Source organism: Candidatus Similichlamydia laticola, assembly GCF_003339615.1.
Lineage (GTDB): Bacteria > Chlamydiota > Chlamydiia > Chlamydiales > Parilichlamydiaceae > Similichlamydia > Similichlamydia laticola.
This window is the reverse complement of record NZ_QQBG01000008.1, coordinates 42,787-61,229: the sequence shown is the minus strand read 5'-3', so window position 1 is coordinate 61,229 and position 18,443 is coordinate 42,787. Positions and strand designations below refer to the sequence as shown.

The 18,443-nt window shown below is 43.8% G+C and carries 22 protein-coding genes; 19 read left to right on the top strand and 3 right to left on the bottom strand.

Annotated elements, in window-relative coordinates; all coding sequences use genetic code 11:
* Window positions 1-133: 133 nt before the first annotated feature.
* Window positions 134-742: a tRNA threonylcarbamoyladenosine biosynthesis protein TsaB gene (locus HAT2_RS00765; protein WP_181860278.1), complete on the bottom strand. Its 609-nt coding sequence runs from the start codon at window positions 740-742 to the stop codon at window positions 134-136.
* Between the two features lie 58 nt (window positions 743-800).
* Between HAT2_RS00765 and HAT2_RS00760 the strand changes: the two genes are divergently transcribed.
* From HAT2_RS00760 to HAT2_RS00690, 15 genes are all read left to right on the top strand, one after another.
* Window positions 801-1,511, top strand: coding sequence for a putative quorum-sensing-regulated virulence factor (locus tag HAT2_RS00760; RefSeq protein WP_181860277.1), 711 nt, complete (start codon window positions 801-803; stop codon window positions 1,509-1,511).
* Window positions 1,508-2,410, top strand: a complete 903-nt coding sequence (locus HAT2_RS00755) for a tyrosine-type recombinase/integrase (protein ID WP_181860276.1) — start codon at window positions 1,508-1,510, stop codon at window positions 2,408-2,410. The genes HAT2_RS00760 and HAT2_RS00755 overlap by 4 nt, the downstream gene beginning before the upstream one ends.
* Window positions 2,411-2,542: 132 nt before the next feature.
* Window positions 2,543-2,953, top strand: coding sequence for a hypothetical protein (locus HAT2_RS00750; protein ID WP_114544134.1), 411 nt, complete (start codon window positions 2,543-2,545; stop codon window positions 2,951-2,953).
* A 299-nt stretch (window positions 2,954-3,252) separates the two neighbouring features.
* Window positions 3,253-3,699 (top strand): hypothetical protein, encoded by a 447-nt coding sequence (locus HAT2_RS00745; RefSeq protein WP_114544133.1) that lies wholly within the window; start codon window positions 3,253-3,255, stop codon window positions 3,697-3,699.
* Between the two features lie 408 nt (window positions 3,700-4,107).
* The gene (locus HAT2_RS00740) at window positions 4,108-5,067 is read left to right on the top strand and encodes a hypothetical protein (protein WP_114544132.1); all 960 of its coding nucleotides are present in this window, start codon (window positions 4,108-4,110) and stop codon (window positions 5,065-5,067) included.
* 420 nt (window positions 5,068-5,487) lie between these two features.
* Entirely contained in the window at window positions 5,488-5,811 is a 324-nt protein-coding gene (locus HAT2_RS00735; protein ID WP_181860275.1) for a hypothetical protein, read from the top strand.
* 421 nt (window positions 5,812-6,232) lie between these two features.
* Window positions 6,233-6,694: a hypothetical protein gene (locus tag HAT2_RS03825; protein WP_181860274.1), complete on the top strand. Its 462-nt coding sequence runs from the start codon at window positions 6,233-6,235 to the stop codon at window positions 6,692-6,694.
* A 587-nt stretch (window positions 6,695-7,281) separates the two neighbouring features.
* Window positions 7,282-7,434: a hypothetical protein gene (locus HAT2_RS03820; protein ID WP_220253861.1), complete on the top strand. Its 153-nt coding sequence runs from the start codon at window positions 7,282-7,284 to the stop codon at window positions 7,432-7,434.
* A 302-nt stretch (window positions 7,435-7,736) separates the two neighbouring features.
* Window positions 7,737-8,030 carry a hypothetical protein gene (locus HAT2_RS03755; RefSeq protein WP_147267451.1) on the top strand — a complete coding sequence of 98 codons (294 nt, stop codon included), beginning with the start codon at window positions 7,737-7,739 and terminating at the stop codon, window positions 8,028-8,030.
* Between the two features lie 137 nt (window positions 8,031-8,167).
* Entirely contained in the window at window positions 8,168-8,662 is a 495-nt protein-coding gene (locus HAT2_RS00725) for a hypothetical protein (RefSeq protein WP_114544129.1), read from the top strand.
* A gap of 576 nt (window positions 8,663-9,238) precedes the next feature.
* Complete coding sequence (locus HAT2_RS00715; RefSeq protein WP_147267450.1) at window positions 9,239-9,601, top strand: hypothetical protein; 363 nt, start codon at window positions 9,239-9,241, stop codon at window positions 9,599-9,601.
* 181 nt (window positions 9,602-9,782) lie between these two features.
* The gene (locus HAT2_RS00710) at window positions 9,783-10,244 is read left to right on the top strand and encodes a hypothetical protein (protein WP_114544126.1); all 462 of its coding nucleotides are present in this window, start codon (window positions 9,783-9,785) and stop codon (window positions 10,242-10,244) included.
* A 646-nt stretch (window positions 10,245-10,890) separates the two neighbouring features.
* Complete coding sequence (locus tag HAT2_RS00700) at window positions 10,891-11,532, top strand: hypothetical protein (protein WP_114544124.1); 642 nt, start codon at window positions 10,891-10,893, stop codon at window positions 11,530-11,532.
* Between the two features lie 94 nt (window positions 11,533-11,626).
* Window positions 11,627-12,424: a hypothetical protein gene (locus HAT2_RS00695; RefSeq protein WP_114544123.1), complete on the top strand. Its 798-nt coding sequence runs from the start codon at window positions 11,627-11,629 to the stop codon at window positions 12,422-12,424.
* Between the two features lie 86 nt (window positions 12,425-12,510).
* Window positions 12,511-13,002 carry a hypothetical protein gene (locus HAT2_RS00690; protein ID WP_114544122.1) on the top strand — a complete coding sequence of 164 codons (492 nt, stop codon included), beginning with the start codon at window positions 12,511-12,513 and terminating at the stop codon, window positions 13,000-13,002.
* Window positions 13,003-13,011: 9 nt separating this feature from the next.
* On the opposite strand, the gene tyrS is transcribed toward HAT2_RS00690, so the two are convergent.
* The gene (gene tyrS / locus HAT2_RS00685; RefSeq protein ID WP_114544121.1) at window positions 13,012-14,241 is read right to left on the bottom strand and encodes a tyrosine--tRNA ligase; all 1,230 of its coding nucleotides are present in this window, start codon (window positions 14,239-14,241) and stop codon (window positions 13,012-13,014) included.
* Between the two features lie 14 nt (window positions 14,242-14,255).
* On the bottom strand, window positions 14,256-15,026 hold the full coding sequence (locus HAT2_RS00680) for a Nif3-like dinuclear metal center hexameric protein (protein ID WP_114544120.1): 771 nt from the start codon (window positions 15,024-15,026) through the stop codon (window positions 14,256-14,258).
* Window positions 15,027-15,093: 67 nt separating this feature from the next.
* Here HAT2_RS00680 and rpiA point away from each other — a divergent pair, with 67 nt between their 5' ends.
* From rpiA to groL, 4 genes are all read left to right on the top strand, one after another.
* A complete protein-coding gene (gene rpiA / locus HAT2_RS00675) occupies window positions 15,094-15,792 on the top strand; it encodes a ribose 5-phosphate isomerase A (RefSeq protein WP_114544119.1) in 699 nt (232 codons plus the stop codon).
* A gap of 69 nt (window positions 15,793-15,861) precedes the next feature.
* Window positions 15,862-16,296 (top strand): bifunctional nuclease family protein, encoded by a 435-nt coding sequence (locus HAT2_RS00670; protein WP_245932337.1) that lies wholly within the window; start codon window positions 15,862-15,864, stop codon window positions 16,294-16,296.
* A gap of 124 nt (window positions 16,297-16,420) precedes the next feature.
* Complete coding sequence (locus HAT2_RS00665) at window positions 16,421-16,750, top strand: co-chaperone GroES (RefSeq protein ID WP_114544118.1); 330 nt, start codon at window positions 16,421-16,423, stop codon at window positions 16,748-16,750.
* 27 nt (window positions 16,751-16,777) lie between these two features.
* Window positions 16,778-18,412 (top strand): chaperonin GroEL, encoded by a 1,635-nt coding sequence (gene groL, locus HAT2_RS00660; protein ID WP_114544117.1) that lies wholly within the window; start codon window positions 16,778-16,780, stop codon window positions 18,410-18,412.
* Window positions 18,413-18,443 lie beyond the last annotated feature (31 nt).

The following is an 18,443-nucleotide window of genomic DNA, read 5'->3' as shown; positions in this document are numbered from 1 at the left end:
TGTCCCTCACAGGGCATAAGCCGCCATGTCCTAAAACGTCCTCATCAACCATTAACCTTGCCCGACTCCAAACCGATCTTAAAGAGGTCAAAAATAAAGTTTCAACCATACGATGCACATGCCCAGTGGAAATTTAAAAAGCGAGTGAATCGGGGTTATAGAGCAGCTCGAGCCCATTATAGAGATCCCTAGGGTAGAAGCCAATGGAACATGCTTCTCGAACAAACATCAACGGATTAAGCTCGACCCTTTGCCAGGTGGTGGACGGTGGAAAAGTTCCCGAGAAAGAAGAGCAAACCACAAGCTGCCGCTCTCGAAGAATGCGTTCTACTTCTTCCCAAGAGCAGACAACTGGTTGACCCCATCGACGCAGGCGTGCATCGAAGCAAATTCCATGATACCGCGACCGTCCAGCCATAGCAATGAGAAGATATTCTTCAGCAGTTTGTTCCTGAGGAAGCAGTCCTTTGAGACTACAAACTGGAAAAATAGGTAACTGCTTGCAGTAGCCGAATGCTTGAGCAACAGAACAAGCAAGGCGTACTCCAGTGTAAGACCCAGGGCCATTTCCGAGGACAATGCGCGATAGAGACACTTTTCCGACCACGCGAAACATTTGATTAGGGATTTGGTCTCCCGATATAAGACTCTGCGGGAAAAGACCACCACTGATCACTTTGCCCTCATAACAAACAGCGCACACAAAATTCTTCGAGGAAAAATCAAGAACCAGTGTGGACAAAATGCCTCCTACTGTAAAAGGTCTGTATTCGGGTTGAACTCCCAACCAGAGAAGGATTATGGGCTTGAACGCTGTTTTTATTGATATCGAAACGACCGGCCTAAACATCACTGAAGACCGAATCGTTGAAATCGCCGCTCTTTGTCCAAACACGAAGCGGGAGTTTACTTCATTTGTCCACCCTGGGCAAGCTATCCCACCTGAATCTTCGGCCATTCATGGCATTTACGATCACATGGTAGCTGAGGCACCCTCTTTCCGTTCAGTCGGTGCTAATTTCCTTCTTTTCTGCGAAGAACTAGGTTCCCCTGTCCTTATTGCACACAACGGGAAACAGTTCGACTTTCCCTTTATTGAGAATGAACTGATACGTTCTGGTCTATCATGGCCCAAGTGGCCAACCGTTGACAGCATACAATGGGCTAGAGCCTATAGACCAGACCTCCCCCGTCATTCTTTACAGTTTCTGAGAGAAACATTTGGTATTCCCGAAAACCGCGCACATCGTGCCCTCGATGACGTGATCATACTTTCTGAAATTTTTTCTGATTTGATCGGAGATCTTTCTATCGATGTTGTTCTTCGGAAATTAACTGAAGTTGGACCTTCCAAAACGAATAGAGGGATCATGCCTTTTGGGAGGCATCAAGGCAAGCCTTTAACGGAGGTTCCTTCTTCCTACCTCAAATGGTTACATGGAAGCGGAGCTTTAGAGAAATCTGAGAACCAATGCTTGAAAGAAGATCTTCGAGCTCTCAATCTCATTTGAAAAATCAAGACCTTGACAATCTTCTTCTCGATTTTGGGCACTTTCTTCTGAGAGAGTTAGGTTATTCTGTCGAAACTAAGAAAGCCTATATTTCGGATACGAAGCAATTTTTTACCCTGACTCAAGCTTCTTCGCTAGAAAACATTTCTCAAGAGGATTTTCATCTCTTTTTGAAAGAAATACAGAAAAAACTTCTAGCCTCATCTATGAAAAGAAAAGTAGCTTCTTTACGGGCCTTCTGGCGCTTCTTGAAAGTAGAACAACTTTGGAAGGGAGAAGGCAAGACGCCGCCCGAGCGCCTCACTGTGCCAATTGTTCGAGATAGATTGCCTACCTTCGGAAGTGTCGAAGATGCTTTTTCTCTACTAGAAGCTTGCGAAAAAGACACCCTCTTTTCTTTAAGGGATAGAATGCTAATTCACCTCCTTTACGGGCACGGCTTACGCGTTTCAGAAGCATGTTATCTAAATTTAGGGGATATTCGCGCAGAGTTCTTACATGTACATGGGAAAGGAAAAAAAGAACGCCTTGTACCCATCCAGAGCGCTTTTCAACTTGAACTTGCTTTATATTTGGACAAAAGAAAAGAGTTTTTTGTAAAGACAGATGCTTTCCTTCTTAACCAACGACAAAATCGCTTGACAAGAGACCAAGCTTGGAAACGTATTCGTCAACTTTCTCTTTGTCACTGTTCGAAAACTTTATCTCCTCATCGTCTTAGACATAGCTTTGCTACGCATCTCCTCCTTCACGGAGCTAGTATTCGAGTGATTCAAGAGCTCCTAGGACATGCCGACATTTCAACAACAGAGCGTTATACGCACGTTGCATTAGAGCAAATCCAAACTGCTTTTGACCAATTTCATCCAGACAAAGATGGCCTAGGAGCAGAATTTTAGCGACAAAATGACAGATAGATCCATGCTATCTAGGATGAACAAGACGAGAATTCTCTCTATTTGCTAAACTCCCTTCATCTCAGATAGATTCACACCTACATTTGAATCGAGCTCTCTATGCTTATAGAGAAAATGCTTATCGAACTGGACATGGTTATCACAATGAATATTAGAAGGCTTTTATCCTATTCCCCAAGGGTTGGATCAAATTTTGCTGCGAATTTACGTACCGTTATTCGACTAGCAAGAAAGCCTATGCACTCTATGATTTGGAGCCACGGCTCATCCCGAAGAACATCTGGAACGGCAGGTTTCTTTCAGGATTTCCTTTTCCCTATTTGGGCTTTTTGCAGAAAGTTCGTTCTCGGTCTTTTCTTTATCGCCCTTTTTTTTCTTCTTTTTTTCGAAATAATACCCTCTCTTCTCAAGGCTATTTTTAAGTCTTCCTCAGATAAGGTTGAATACCCTCCCGAACTAAATCCTTTTGAAACTGAAGAATATCCTTCTGAATTCAATCCTTTTGGCGATTCTCATCTCGAGTAATACAGTTCCACCCCAAACTTTTGGTCAAAAATCACTTGACCTGCGAAACTGTCCTTAGTTTTTCCTATCTAGACAAAGAAAACGTGAGTTCGCTTTTTTTCTAAACTCCTTTCCAATTAAAAAGCACCTTGTCGAATCGGTTTTTGTTTGTTAAGAGGGGAAGACTTTGGTTGTAGTTAGCACAATCGGAACTAATGATAACAAGTATTAAACAAGTCCTATTTTCCTTCTCCAGATCTGCGTCGGTTCATATAGCACGCTCACGTATCTCTTCCTTCCAATTAAAACGAAAGAAGGTCGTGCCCTTTAAACCAAACTGGCTTGGATTGTCTATTTGGAAACGAAAAGTCGTTCTTAAGCTCTCTACTGAAACAGGGCGAGTTCACCGGACTGTGATGTCTTTTTTCTACCTGTTTCGGTGGAGAATTTTACTTATCCTCCTTCTCCTTGCCCTTTTTTATCTTTTTTTCTGCAAAGCGATCATCTCTTTTCTTGAAACCCTTAAACCTCACCCTCCTGAAACACCTATAGAGGAAGATGAGCCAAATGCTCCACATCCCATTGAATGGGATGCACCTGATTTATTAGATTCTCAAACGGAGACAGAAGATTCAGCTGAGCTTTCTGAAGAGACGGAGAGATATCTTGCCGAGGCAGAAGCTTATGAGCGCAAAACCCAGAAAAAAAAGAAAAAGAGGGTCAAACACATCGTTGACTATCCGGGATTCGAAAGAAGAAAGAAGTAAAGTGAAAATCACAGAAGGCATGATTGCCTAATGCCTTCTGGTGCCACGTTCTATCTCTCCTGAATACATAAATCTTTGACAGCTCCCCAATAACAAAGCTCGAGCATGTCCCATCTCCCCTGTATACAAAAATTTGGCTCCCTCTCAAATTCGCAATTTGCACAAATATGCAGTCTATAAGTAGACTAGAGGCGGTTTTTGCTTTGAACCTTTGGGAGTTGGGCTTTGGCCTGGCGGTATCGCCACTACGAAAGTAGGGTTGCGACTTCCTTAGCCGGCTTAGCCCTGGCAGTCTGGATCTCTTATCCTTACCGTTCTAACTTAATTTTGGAAACTTTCGATTCTGGCGCTTTGTGAACTGAGACTGAGGGAGACCGTTGCCCTTTTTGATTTGACTGGAGATAATCAATGTCTGTTTCTTCGTCTGTGTCTTACCTCTTAAGAGGTGTTTCTTCTCTAAGAAGTCGTGCTCTGGCAGCCTCCAGACTTACTTTGCCGCCGTCTTTGCGTGGTCTTGCCTCTTCCAGAATTGCAAATTGTCTCAGGGCTGTTGCCTCTAGGCGTCCAGCCCCATGTGAAAAAAATGTAGTTCTGTTTAGCGTTCTTATCCTTCTCTTCAAAGCTACTCTTGTAGTTGCCGCGGTAGGCCTTTTCCTCCTTGCCCTCTGTTTTCTATTCCGCATACTTTTCGGAAAACCTAAGAGTAAGCTGACAGAGGAGGAAAAAGAAGCACTAAGGAAAAAAGCTAAAGAGGAGCTGAAAGAAGAACTGAAAGAGGATGTTCTTGACGAAATGCGAGAAGACGAGGCTTTCCGGAAGAGGGTCCTTGGAGACTTGAGGGCAGATCAAAGCCTGAGAGATCAAGCTCTCAAGGAGTTGAGGGAAGACAGGGACCTCCAAGAACAAGCTCTTAAAGAACTAAAGAGTGATCCAGGATTAAGAGCGCAGACTCTCAAGGCCTTGAAAGAAGGCAAAGGTCTTAAAGAGCATGCTCTTAGAGAGTTGAAGAGTGAGCCAGGGCTAAATGCACAAGCTCTCAAAGAGCTGAAGGAAGACAAGGGCCTGAAAGAACAAGCCCTTAAGGAATTGAAGAGTGAGCCAGGAGTGAGGGCACAAGCTCTCAAAGCTCTGCAAGAGGACAAGGGTCTAAAAGAGCAAACACTCAAAGCCCTGAAGGAAGATAAGAGCCTGAAAGAGCAAGCCCTTAAGGAATTGAAGAGCGATTCAGGAATGAGAACACAAGCTCTCAAAGCCTTAAAAGAAGACAAAGACCTGAAAACACAAGCACTCAAGGAGCTGAAGGAAGAAGACAAAGACAAAGATACAAGTGGTAGCAGTGGTAGCGGAACTTCAGGCCCAGGTGTCTAGGGGGAGATTCACACCAATAAAAGTCGACAGAGAGAAGTTTTTTCTGGCCCGGAAGAGCTTCTCTTGTAGGACCGCTCCGGTTGCTTTCCCCTCTTCTAATTCGTTTTTCTCTTTTTGTTGACCCAGGCAGAGTTTCTGTTAGAAAAAAATCACTGTTATTTTGGCTCGAGCTTTAGAGCACCCGGTCTCTTTGATTTGAGATAGTTAATGCCCAGTTTCTTGACCGTACTTTATCCAGTAAAAAATGTTTTCCACTTGAGAGGCCAGACTCTAGCATCCTTTTCCAGGCTTAGTCTCCCGACGTCTCTAAAACAGGCTTTCTCTTTTAGACTTGCACATTATCTCCGCTCTGCGGCTTTAAAGCACCCTCGTATAAACAGGACAGTAGGAGTGCTTACCCTATTTGGCTTCTCTAAAACAGTGCTGGTAGTCATTAGTGTGGGGCTTTTCATTCTTATTAGCTGCTTGCTCTTTTGCATGTTTCTCAAAAAGCTCAAGAGAGATGTTCTTAAGAAATTGAAGGAGGAACCTGAGCTGAGGAAGGAGGCTCTGAAAGAGCTAAAAAGAGAACCAGAACTGAGGAAAGAGGCCTTCGAGGCGTTAAGGCAGGATCGTGTTTTAAGAACAGCTGTTCTCACAGCACTCGAGAATGACGCCGCCCTCCAAAGAAAAGCTCTCGAAGAATTAAAGAAAGATCCTGAACTAAAAAAAGAAGCCATTGAAGCTCTCTCTGAAGAAAAGTGAACACTAGAGCCTGGGCAACAGGCCTCTCCTGGTACTCAAGAAACATATTTCTTGAACTTGTAGTAGCTTGACTCATTTCAAAAACCAAACTTAATTAGAATATACCCACTAGATATTTTGCGACTTCTTTCCCTGAGGACCCTTTTCAAGTTGAAAAAGGTCGAGACAATTCAGAGTAAAAAAAGATAGAATCCAAGCGGGTGAGGAACAGGAAGTAGACTACAAAAAGACTTTTCTTAGTTTAGATTCTACTTCCTATCGAAAAGATCTCTGCATTAAAGAGCAATGAGCTTGTTCTCACCTATGACTTGATTGGAGAACAACGATGTCCATAACGTTTCTATCTAGAAGTTTACCAAGTTTCGGCTCTAGGCTGTTCTACAGGGCCTATTCTCATAGGTCATTATCCCATCTAAAGAGAATGATCCTTTCACGATTTTCCACTTTTTATCAAAGGCCTCAGACACGAATGAGCCGCGTCATGACTCAATTGAGCCTCATTGGTCTTCCTTTCCTTCTTGGAAAACTTCTCCTGTTTTACGTCGTCGTAGCCGTTCTGTTTTATTTGCTTTCTAAATTCCTGTTTAAAAAAGATGATAAACTCAAACCACCTCAGGCTCGCCTAGTTACGCGAGCACCTGCTCCTGAGGGACCAGTACTACAGCCACCACAACCACAGGGACCACAACCACAGGGACCACAACCACAGGGACCAGTAAGCTTACAACTACAGCCCCCATTAATTGCCCATTTGCAGGATGGTCAAGAACAAAGAGCAGTACAGCACAAAGAGCAAAGGTCAGGAAGTATTGGTTCATCAACAAGCTCTGCAAAAAGCAGGACAAGCGGATTCTCACTCTTCAAAAAGAAGAAAAAAAAATAAAAAAAGACTCTTGAATGAATAGACCAACACATGGCTACAAAGGTTTAATATGCTCATTTAAAGTAACCTATTGACCTAACGATTCGAGGCTAAGGGGGAGAATCACACAAGAGATAGAGAAAAGGCTGGAAAAAGAAACAGCAGAAAAAAACTATAAGGAAAATACTTGCATATGCATATATGACCTTCATGCCCCTAAAAGGGGCTCTTTGTCTAATCTATGTTCAGCTATCTCTCTGCCTATAATCCATAAAGAGCTTCCAAAATGGGCCTGCGTGCCTTTGTTCTCTTCATCAATTGAGTTTTTTTTTCAAAGGAGCCACAATGCCTACCGGAATATGCAAGCTCACTCTAATAAAACAACCGATTGAAAAAGCCTGCTTTCAACTTTGATTTGGTGAGGGATAAATGATGTCTGCTTCTCGTGTACCTAATGCGTTGTTAAAAGGTTTCTTAACTTTTCGGAGAGCAGCTGGAATCATTTCTTCTAGAATAACTATTTTGAAACGCATGCCACCTCCTAGAATCTCTACACCGCTTCGAGTAGCAGGAGAGACAATACAATGCCCCTCTTTACTAGGAAAGGCATGTTGCTTGGTAGTAAAAAAGGTGTATTATCTGATTGTTTTTCTTCTGAAAACAGCACTTCTTTTTTCCGGGTTGGTCATATTGGTCTTCCTCTTTTGCGTCGTTTATCATCTCTTTTTTGGATCGTTTGGGAGTGGTTCAGGAATCAGTAGCCAAGCTAAGTCTTCGAGGAAGACAGAAGCAGAAACAGGCGAAGAGAACAGAAATTCATCCAGTTCTGATAACACCGGTTAAAAAGAGGGCTCTTTTGCGTTTATTTAAGCTGTCTCCAAGGAGCTTTCCCACAAGCGCTATACGAGATTGCATGTCTTTGAAGGGGAGCAGACTGTTCTTCCAGAACAATGTTTTTTCAAAAATTCGTCCCTGTCTCCGCTCAGCTAGACAATCTGCGTCACGCACTCTTTACACAATTTCCTGGCATCGTACATCCTTTTTCTGGATCAAACCCTTGTTCATGGTAACAGGCCTTTTTTTTCTTCTCTTGCTCCTTTGTCGTCTTATTAAATTTTTAATAAAGCGCTGGAAACCAACGGAAGAAGAAAAAAAGAAGATGAGAGAAGAGATTAGAGAACAGTTGCTACAGGATGTCTCTGTCAGGGAAGAAGCCAAACAAGCTCTCATGAATGACCCAGCAATGAAGGTGTCCGTCCGAGGCATTCTAAAAGAAACATTAAAACCAGAAGTTATACGACAGCTTAAGGAGACACTCATACAAGAAAAAACGCAGAAAAAGAGGACAAGAAACTAGATAGCAAACAAAACGTATGGTTTCTGTCCCAGAGAAGTAGTCTAGGGGTTTTTTAGGGAAACGTTTAAAATGGCCCCCTTGGATATAACCTAATACTAATTACAATTCGTTCTTACTCTAGTTCAACCGGAAACAAAATGCCTTTTTCCCTCGCTCTGTCCACAAATGTTAGACGCATGTCCGCCATCCCTAACTTACGTTTTTCCGTTCCAATTAAGATTCCAGAGAGCATATTAGCTTTCGTTTCCCAAATTAAAAATCGAGCTTGTCATATTGCCACTTTCTTTTCTCGCGGCTTTTCAAAATTTAGGTCTTGCTGTTTCCGTCTCTTGCATCGTAGGACCGCAGAAGTTATGCCCGTTTTTGCCCTCTTTCTTCTCTTTCTGCTCTATTTGCTTCCCAAGCGCCTCCTCAAGATCACCAGGAAGCAAAGAGAGAGAGATGAACCAAGGACGTCCTTGGAAGATGAGATCAATGAGATCATTGATGTCAAAGACACACAGAAGACTGAGCTTATCATGCGAATTGAGATCGATCCCAAACTAAACAGCCAAGAGAAACAAGCTCTCAAAGAAGAGATGCGAGTTGCTGCCAGCAAAATTCTGGGCTTCGTTAAAGAGAAGTGTACTTAGTACATCTTCTCTGCTACACCCAAATGTCTTTTTTCCACTATTTTCAGCATGACCTTCTATTGCGTAATTTCCCGATTGCCTCTTCCTTCTAGTGGAAAATCAGGAGCTGAGCTCCTGCTGCGGTGTGGGACAATGGTGACCCCCCATTGGGGCCTCGCCATTACCGCAGTGCTCATCTTAATTCTGGACCCCTTTGTCTGTTTTTGCAGCTGCCTGTCTAATAGACTGTGTTGCTGTTTTACAGTCTTCATTTTTATTATTTTGAATGTCCTGCTCTTTAAGATAAGGTACTTCTTAGTAAGACATAAGAAAACAATTAGTATCTCTTTCCTTCTGATACTGGCAATGCTTTTCTATAAATGTTGGTCTGACAAGAAAAAGGCAGACCAGCTTATGGTTCAGCATGTCGATCCAAACTCCAGAATTGCTGCTTTGTACAGACAGGGCAACCCATCTTGATTTTTTTATCAAAAAAATATACTATGCCAATAGTGCTGGCATGGTATACTATATCTGCATACGCGAGCGCGTTTCCTAACGACATCGATCTACTGACTTTCAACCTGGTAGCTAAACATGACCGACCCTCTTTCCACAGCTTATAAAAGCGCTGTTTCTACGCTTCAAAATACTTCTAGACATCAGCCTAAGGTGACCAATGGTGTAATGCGGGCCATCAGAGCAATGGGCGGCAGGATCTCCAAAGCTCTTATGAACTCTCCCAGCATTTCCTTCCTCATCGGGAAGATTCGTCTCCTTGGGTCTATGAAATGCATGCAAGCAGCCGTTATTCTTTTCGTTCTTACAATTGCCTACAAACTTATGTCCGCACTTTACAAATTAATTCCAGGAAAGAAAAAGGACACAGGCCTTCTAGAAAGGAACGGCAATCCAGACTCGAGCGAAAACGATACAAGCAAACAGGACACAGCTCAGTAGTCCTGTTAGGATCTTATACTCATTCCATTGCACCGGTCTTTTCCGGTGCTTTTTTTTTAAAAGCATTAGTATGATAATGTGAGGCTCATCTTTTTCTTTAAAAAAACAAGGAAAAGAATTTTCGATCTCCTTGACTTAGAGACTAGCTTAAGCAGAACCTGGATTTTAAGGAACAAAGACCATGCCTCTACAAATAAAAGACTGTCTTCAAAGTGTCAAAGCACTAACTTGCTATTTCGCGGAAGCCAATGCTCTTCTTGACTCTTTTTCTCAGGCTCTATTAGCTGCTGCTTCCTCGGGCTTTTCTTCTGTTGTGAATTTAGACGAAATGAGGTGTCCACGCTTTGTAGACAAATTTCGCCTGACACTCTCCAAAGTCTCGTTTTGGCACATAGCCATGCAAATAGCAGGCAGTGTCCTATTCGTCATGTTGACCATCAAAGGTTTATGCTTACTCAACAGATGTCTTGCTATCCTCGAGAGAGGAGCTCGTAAAGAACCACTTTGTCGGCGTGCCTTTTTACTCTTCCTCGTCACAACTTGCTCCTATCTTCTCTGTTTTCTATTTGGGATCCATGCTGTTTCTTTTATGCACTTGCTCATTGTTACTCTAGTCCTCGACCTATTGAGAGGACTTCGTTAAAGCAAAGCCCACGAGGTAGATATTTGCATTTATCTTTTTTTCACACAGATAAAGAAACAGAAGTGGTGCGCTTTGGATCTAAAAGGAGAACACCATTGTTGCAATGTGTGACACAATAAGTTCCCTTCCCCAAATAGGGAGCTGCTCCTGTACTTGCTCCTTTTTGAAAAAGAATCTAATGGACCTTGTCAACAAGGTTCAGCAAGTCGCCCTACAAAGCTTCAATGCTACGAGGGATCTTGTCCTTCTTGTTGGAAGACAATGTGTACACTTGTACACCGACTATAAGGACAACCCCTTTGTTTTCGGCCTAACCTCCCTTCTTACGATTCTACTAATAGCCCTTCTTGACAAAGTCATGAATTTGTATTGGCCAAGACCTTTTCACTGTCTCTGGCTACTCTTCGATACTCTCCTGGCTCTTTTTGTTTTCGTTCTTTGCATTCCCTTTAGCCTTTTTGGGCTATCCACGATCATAAAAGTGGTCCAAATTGTTTTTGATTCTTTCGTTTCGGGTATAAACACGTTTTTGACAAACCCTAAGCAAAACTAGCCAAACTCTTCCAGACGCAGATCCTGTTCTTGCTATATAAAAATTAAGTTAATAAAATTTTCTTTGCCTTAGAAATTTGCCCTATACGACACAATGCACACGAACTCCCTACGCATTCGTTCTTCATCCCTCGGACTTCGATTTTTTTCTTTTTGCTCTAACAAGGCCAATGACTATTTGAACTATTCGATTCAGCTCCTTTCAAAGCTTTGGATGAATGTTCGTCTTGCTGCCTCTTCCCTGCGCTGTACACGTTATGTTTTACGTTTCTACAAACAGTTATATCGACAAACCCTATCGCACTTACGCCCCTTACGCCCTTTGATGAAAGGACTAGTCGTTCTCTTCTTTGTCCTTCTTTGCCTACGTATTCTCAACTATCTTTTCCAATTGGACAAGACTCTAGAAGAAAAGCTAAAACAACAGTCTGACGCCTTAGATAAAATAGAACAATTTCAGCAGGAGCTTAAACAGCAGCTTACCCGTTTAGAAGAAAGTATAAACAGTCTGACTATGTTAACCGAATCAGCTAAAGAACAACTAAAGGATACCCCAGAAAGATTAGAACGCCTTAGCCAAGAAGTTCAAAATTTGACTCCTCTTCGGCACGAACTCCACTCCCTCGCTCGACAAGTCGATGAAGTCACAGCTACCTCTCAAAAATCCCTTGCCTTTCTTCTGGAACATGGTGAAAGCTTTTACGATGTTTCAGAGGATCCTCCAGCAAACGAATAAATAAGCAATAAGAATGTCCACTTGTCTGTCTATCCAAGTATAACGTTTCTTTGGTAAAATTTATTCTTAATAATGGCCCCCTTTGGGAGTTTTGATGACAAATCTTTTCGGATGGCAATACACCTGGGGAGGAAGACTCTCCAAGGAAAGAGGGCTAGCTTCATTCTCTCGGCCCAGACACCAACTGGGACGAGTTTCTCTTCGATTGGGAGGAGGATGCCTATTCAGGAGGACATCATCTGAAGAGCTACAACAAGAGATCCTTCTGGGGATCGGTGTTTGGCCCTTTCCAACAAGAAGTCGAACAGCAGGGCGTGAACGTCTCAATATCAACTTGCTTTGGACTCTTCTTCTGATAGCCTCCAAAGGCTCCCCTTACAGCTTTCTGTTGATTACACTTCTTCTCTACTCGGATGCTCTTCTTGTTCTCGGCTGGAAATTCTTCAAAACTATTTTCCAATCGCAAATCGTGATATTAAGACGCTTAGCTTCACGGCATACGCCCTTACACTCGAATTTGCCTGGTCTTTGTGTCCGTAGATCTCTCCTACAATACAGTCAAGGGGTTCTTCTCAATCAAGATGACCCCAACAAGACGCCTAGACAAAGAGCACTTTTCCTTGGACTAAGCTTTTGGCCGTTTTGTTCTGCCGCTGAAGCACATATCCAACGTCATCCTGATCTACCCAGGATCCGTTGCTGTTCTCTCAATCTGCTTGCTCTTTTCCTTTGTTGGGCTCTTTTTCAACTGCATTCCCCTCTCGTCACGCTTCTCACACTTGTCTACCTCTTGATCAGCTGGCTAGATACCCCTACTTTCGATTCCATAAGGCCACGTGATCTAAACGCACAGGAAATGAACATAATTCCGTCGGGGAGAAGAGCTCAATAGCGGCCAATACATAAGTTAAATCTGGTGTAGGATTGACGACAGCACTCTTGACAAGAGAGTAAAATTTATTTTAAAATGGTAGCCTCATGCGGACACCAACGGGATCGAAACTCATGACTATTTCAGCAATTAAAGGTTTCTGTTCTTCAACGTGGGGTAATCTCAAATCAGCAGATAGCCAATCTGTAGCTCTTACAACTCCGAATGTTTTTCTTTTTAAACACAAAACGAATAAATGTATTCGGTGTCTTTTAGGATGGAGCAAGGCTTGGCTTTTTACTCGCAAAGACCGTCAGAGTGGATTAGAGCGACAACTATTAGTTGGCTTCAGTTTTTGGCCCTTCCTTTCTGCGGTTGGAATCCTTCAAGAGGAAGCAACTGGTTCATTTAGGGCCGTGCTTCAACGTTTCAATATTAATCTTCTCGTTTTTGTCCTACTCTTCCTCTTTTCTTTCATTCATAAGTTCCTCGCCTTTTTTTATTTTTGCTTCGTTCTGTACGTCATCTTTACAGAACCCAATGCCGGACAAGTCTCCCCTGAAGTGGCACAGCAATACTTTAGTCGACAACTCATCTAAGCGCCTCCATCAATTTTTTGATACATCTAAGATAAAGCGTTTTTTCTTTCCCAAGACAATGAAGAAAAAACGACCTTCATGCAAATCTGTTTCCTGAAAAATCCATCCTTCGTCTTCTATCTTTTTTCCGTTAACCAAAACGGCTCCTTGTTGAATCAGGCGCCTGCATTCACTTTTGCTTTTAACCCACTTCCATTCTGTGCACAGATCAATCAACTTGCGATGGCATAGGGCAACACGATCTATGACTATTGCGTTAGCCACCTCCAAATCTTTGAGAGAGATCTCAGAAAGAGGTTTCTGAACTTTTTTGACTGCAAGGGCTTCTTGAAGCCCCTTTTGCCCATGAAGTAAAACAGTTAATTCTTCCGCCAACCGATGTTGCCGCTCTCTCTTTGAAAGAGTCTGTTCTAGACTTTCGATCTCTTCAAGAGAAAGAAAAGTAAGACGACGAAAACAGCGACTCACCATCAAATCGGAGAAACCGATAATCTGCTGGTAGAAAGAGGCAGGGGATAATTGGCTGGCATCGAGCCAAATCGCTCCTGACTCTGTTTTTCCAAACTTAGAACCGTCTTCTTTTGTTAAAAGAGGCCAGACAAAGGCGTGAGAAGCCTCTCCTTCCCTTCTGCGAATTAAGTCGCAACCCGCTGTCATGTTTCCCCATTGATCACTGCCACCCATTTGTAAACGGATACCATGTGTTCGAAAAAGATGAAGAAAATCGTATGCTTGCAATAACTGATAAGAGAACTCCGTATAACTCATGCCCACATCGGATTGAATTCGACGACGAATCCACTCTTTACTCAGCATCGGCCCCATGCGAAAGAATCGCCCTATTTCTCCTAAATAATTGGTCAACCTCATATGACCGAACCATTCGAGATTGTTCACAAAACGAACAGAAGGCCCCATAAAAGAGCGAATCCAATTTTGAACCGTACGACTATTTTCTAGGATACGATCATGGTCTAAAACTTGACGTTCGGTCGATTTGCCAGAAGGATCTCCAACAGAAGCTGTCATATCTCCAATGAGCAAAGTGACATCACATCCCATTCTCTCCAGCCATTTGGCAACGATAAAGCCTTGCAAATTGCCTAAATGCAAGCTACCTGCAGTAGGATCCACTCCTAGATAAACTTTGGGTGATTTTCCCATTAAATAGCTGTCACAATCAGGAGTGGTAGCTTCAACTAAACCTCTTTCTTTCAAAAAAACTAATGGATTTAACATGCTCCAATTTATCCCTAAAAAGGATTGGGTTCATCAAAGAATCGCACAGATAAAGCCGGGAACGCTTTTTGAAGAAATTCCGTCAACTTAAGTGGACCAACGCGTTCTGTTGCAAAATGCCCCGCAGCAACAAAGACCTTACCCGACTCCTGTGCTAAATGCCATTGCGGCTCATCTCCAGTCCCAGATAGGAAAAGGTCTATGCCCTCTTCAATGGCTCTCTCAAAGTAACGGTGTGCACCCCCTGAACAAATACCCACCTGTTGAACGGTTACACTCTCTGCACATGTCGCCACCCGAAGAGAAGAGGAGTAATAAGACTCTAACCGATAAAGACACTCCTGCAAAGGAACCGGATGCTCAAACCATCCCTTCACGGCAATAGGCGTTCTTTCTTGAGAAGATAAGGAAAGCGGTTCTAAAGATTGCAGTCCTAAATCGATAGCAGCTCCCCAGCAATTGCCAATAGTTGGATGGCCATCCATAGGTAAGTGGTAACCGAACAAAGATACGCCTTTAGTAATAAGAGGGCGTACCCGATGCAGAAAGCGGCCAATAAGTAGAGAGCTCTGACCGTTCCAAAACAAACCATGGTGAACAATCAAAGCATCTGCTCCCCAAGCTACCGCCTCCTGAATTACACGCAAACTTGCTGTGACACCCACTCCAATCTTCTCGATACTCTCTTTGCCCTCTACCTGCAAGCCATTAGGCCCAAAATCGTCAAAAAGATGAGGCTGATATAAGTCGTCTAAGAACTCTTGTAACACAACTCTAGCTGTCACGGTGTTGTCCCTCCATCCTTGTACCTAACTCAAAAATAACAAATTGGGTCATCAAGGAGGACCTCCTATGGTCAAATATGATCTGAAAGCGATTTTGGCAAAAGAGGCAATCATGCAAGTGCCAGCCACAGGCGTCATCGGACTAGGAACAGGATCCACAACAAATGCTTTCATCACAGCGTTAGGAAAATATGCTCGGGAACATCACCTGTCTTACCAAGTTACAGCTTCGTCCTATGCAAGCGAACAACTAGCCATTCACTCTGGACTGAATCTACTCAAACAAAATGTTCCTAGCCAACTCAACCTTGTCGTAGACGGTGCTGATTTCTTATTAGAAGAAAAAAGGCTCCTCATTAAGGGAGAAGGCGGCGCCCTTCTTCGAGAAAAAATTCTAAAACAAGCTGCCAAAAACTACTTGATTCTCATCACAGAAGACAAGTTGAAACGACCTTCAACCTTACATGTTCCTCTTGAGATCCTCCCTTTTAGTCTTCCCTTTCTTCTCAAGAAATTGGACCAATTTGGTACTTGTAAATTGCGAAAAAATTTATCAGGCTCCCCTCTCCTCTCTGATAACGGTAATTGGCTCGTAGACCTCTTCCTTCCCGCTCAGGAACAACCTTCTTGGTACAGTTTGTATCATCAATTGAACTCTTTAGCAGGCGTCCTCGAAACAGGACTCTTTCCCATTGAACCCGCTCAACCCACAACAATTTTGGTCATCGATTCTGCACGAATCGTTCACAAGAAAATCTTCCAGTGAAGGTAAACTCGCGGTACGGCACAATTCCCATCTACGTATGGTGTGCCTCTTTCTGTTGAGGAGTTGCAGGTGGAAGAAACTTTAGAACAAATGCCCGACGACCTGATCTTAATGAAATTTGATAGGATTGTTCCAAATCGAGCCTATACAGTCTTCGTCCTTGGAAACGAAGAAAAACAGTTTGCTATCTATACCGAACCGCAAATTGGCCGAATGATTCAAATGCAACTTGCAGGACTGTCTCGCACACGTCCAATGACACATGACCTTTTACTCCTCATCCTGAAAGGTCTCGATGTTTCACTTCTCAGAGTGGTGATTACAGACATGCAAGACACTGTTTACTTTGCAAAACTCTGCCTAGAACAAAAGCAAAAAGACTTACACTGTCTCGTCGAGATTGATGCACGTCCGAGTGACTGCATCACTCTCGCCGTCATGATGAATGTTCCTATTTACTGCACAAGGGAACTTTTTGAACGCGTCATTCCCTTTTACGACTAAGCTAGCACTCTACCTCTCTGCCTGCTAAGATCATTGCAAAAAAGTCACTTCCACAGTTAGACTGACGGCCGTCAGTCTTTCGTCCTGCCCTGGCAGGGCATGTCCACACTGGAGATCGTTACTCATGGAAAAGAGCTGTTGTGCAAACAAGCGTGCTTGTCAAAAAAATTTCAAACCTCTCGGTGATCGAGTTCTCCTGAAAAGAGTTGAAGCGGAGACACATTCAGGCGGGATTATATTGCCTGAAAGCGCGAAGAAAAAACCGGAGGTCGCTCTCGTAGTTGCTGTGGGTCCCGGCAAGCGAGACAAAGAGGGACGGCTTATTGCTATGCCTGTTCAAGTGGGCGATACCGTCTTAGTTAGCAAGTACTCCGGGCAGGAAGTTACGCTAGAAGGCGAGGAGTTTTTGGTCGCCAGCAGTAGTGACATTATCGCGCAAGTTGAGTCGGACTAGTCAACGAGAGGATGAGGGAAGTTTGCCATGACCATTAAAGAGATTAAATACAGAGAAGAAGCTCGCAAAAGAATCTTGAGAGGTGTTGAGAGGCTTGCAAAGGCCGTATCCGTCACCCTCGGTCCAAAGGGAAGATGGGTCATTGTCGAACAGAAGTACGGGCCCCCCCGTGTCACTAAAGACGGTGTCTCCGTAGCAGAGAGTATTTCCGATGCGGGAATAGAGGGCCTTGGAATTGAGCTCGTTAAGCAAGCTGCTAGTAAGACAGCTGATAAGGCCGGGGATGGGACAACAACAGCAACCGTCCTGACCTATGCGATGTGCAAAGAGGGTGCTAAGCTGATTGCGGCTGGTGCTAATCCGGTTGAGATCAAAAGGGGAATGGATCTTGCTGCCTCAAAGATCATTTCCATTCTGGAAGACATGACCCTACCTGTTAAGGATTTGAAAGAGATCTCCCAAGTTGCTTCTGTTTCTGCAAATGGAGATGAAGTGATTGGAAATCTGATTGCGACCGTCATTACAGAGATGGGAAAAGATGGGGCCATCACCGTGGAAGAGGGTCGTGGCTTCGACACGTACCAGGAGCGCACTGAAGGGATGTCCTTTGACAGAGGATTCATCTCGCCCAATTTCATCACAAACACAGCCACACAAGAAGCTGTCCTAGAAGATTGTTTGATCTTCATCACGGACAAAAAGATCGGTAAGATCAAAGAGATTGTCCCCGTTCTTCAAGTGGCGGCTGCCTCCAACTCTCCCCTTCTCATTGTCGCTGAAGATGTTGAGGATGAAGCCTTGACAACGATGGTCGTGAACCGTCTGCGCATGGGACTGCGTGTTTGTGCCGTAAAGGCACCTGGGTTCGGTGATCGTAGAAAGCGGTCTCTAGAAAATTTGGCTATCCTAACCGGTGGTCGTGTCGTCAGTGAAGAGCTAGGAGACAAACTTGAGTCTCTCGACTTGGCAGAGGGCGTCTTGGGGAAAGCCCGTCGCGTCGTTGTTGGAAAGGAGAAGACAGTTCTCGTAGATGGGAAGGGATCCAAAGAGAGGATCGAGACGAGAAGAGAGCAGATTCGGTCCGAATTGGAAGAGGCGACTTCTTCTTATACGAAAGAAAATTTACAGGCCGAACTGGGGCACTTTTCCGGAGGGGTTGCAGTTATCTACGTTGGCGGTGCAACAGAAGTCGAAATGAAAGAGAGAAAGGATCGTATTGTCGATGCTCTTGAAGCAACGAAGGCGGCCGTCGCAGAAGGCATTCTCCCAGGTGGTGGAACAGCTTTAATTCGAGCCGCCCAGAAGCTTCGCAAGGCTCTGCCTGCTTGTCAAGGGGATGAGAATCTAGGCATTGAAATCGTCTTAAAGGCCTTAGAAGCCCCTCTGCTTCAAATTGCGGATAACGCAGGAAAGAAGAGTGCTGTCATCTTGCAAAAGGTGGAAGGATTAAAGGGGCACTTCGGCTACAATGCCCGCACAGACAAATTCGAGGATCTTGTCGTCAGTGGTGTCATTGATCCTAAGAAGGTCGTCGTTATGGCTCTGCGCAATGCTGAAGCTCAGGCTTCCATGATCTTGACAACAGAAGCAACAGTAACGGACCTTCCTGAAGCAGGAAAGCAGAGTTCCTGTTGTGATGACATGTGTTCCATGGGCGGTTAAATTCCGGCTTCCTCTATTAGTCTTGCTTCAA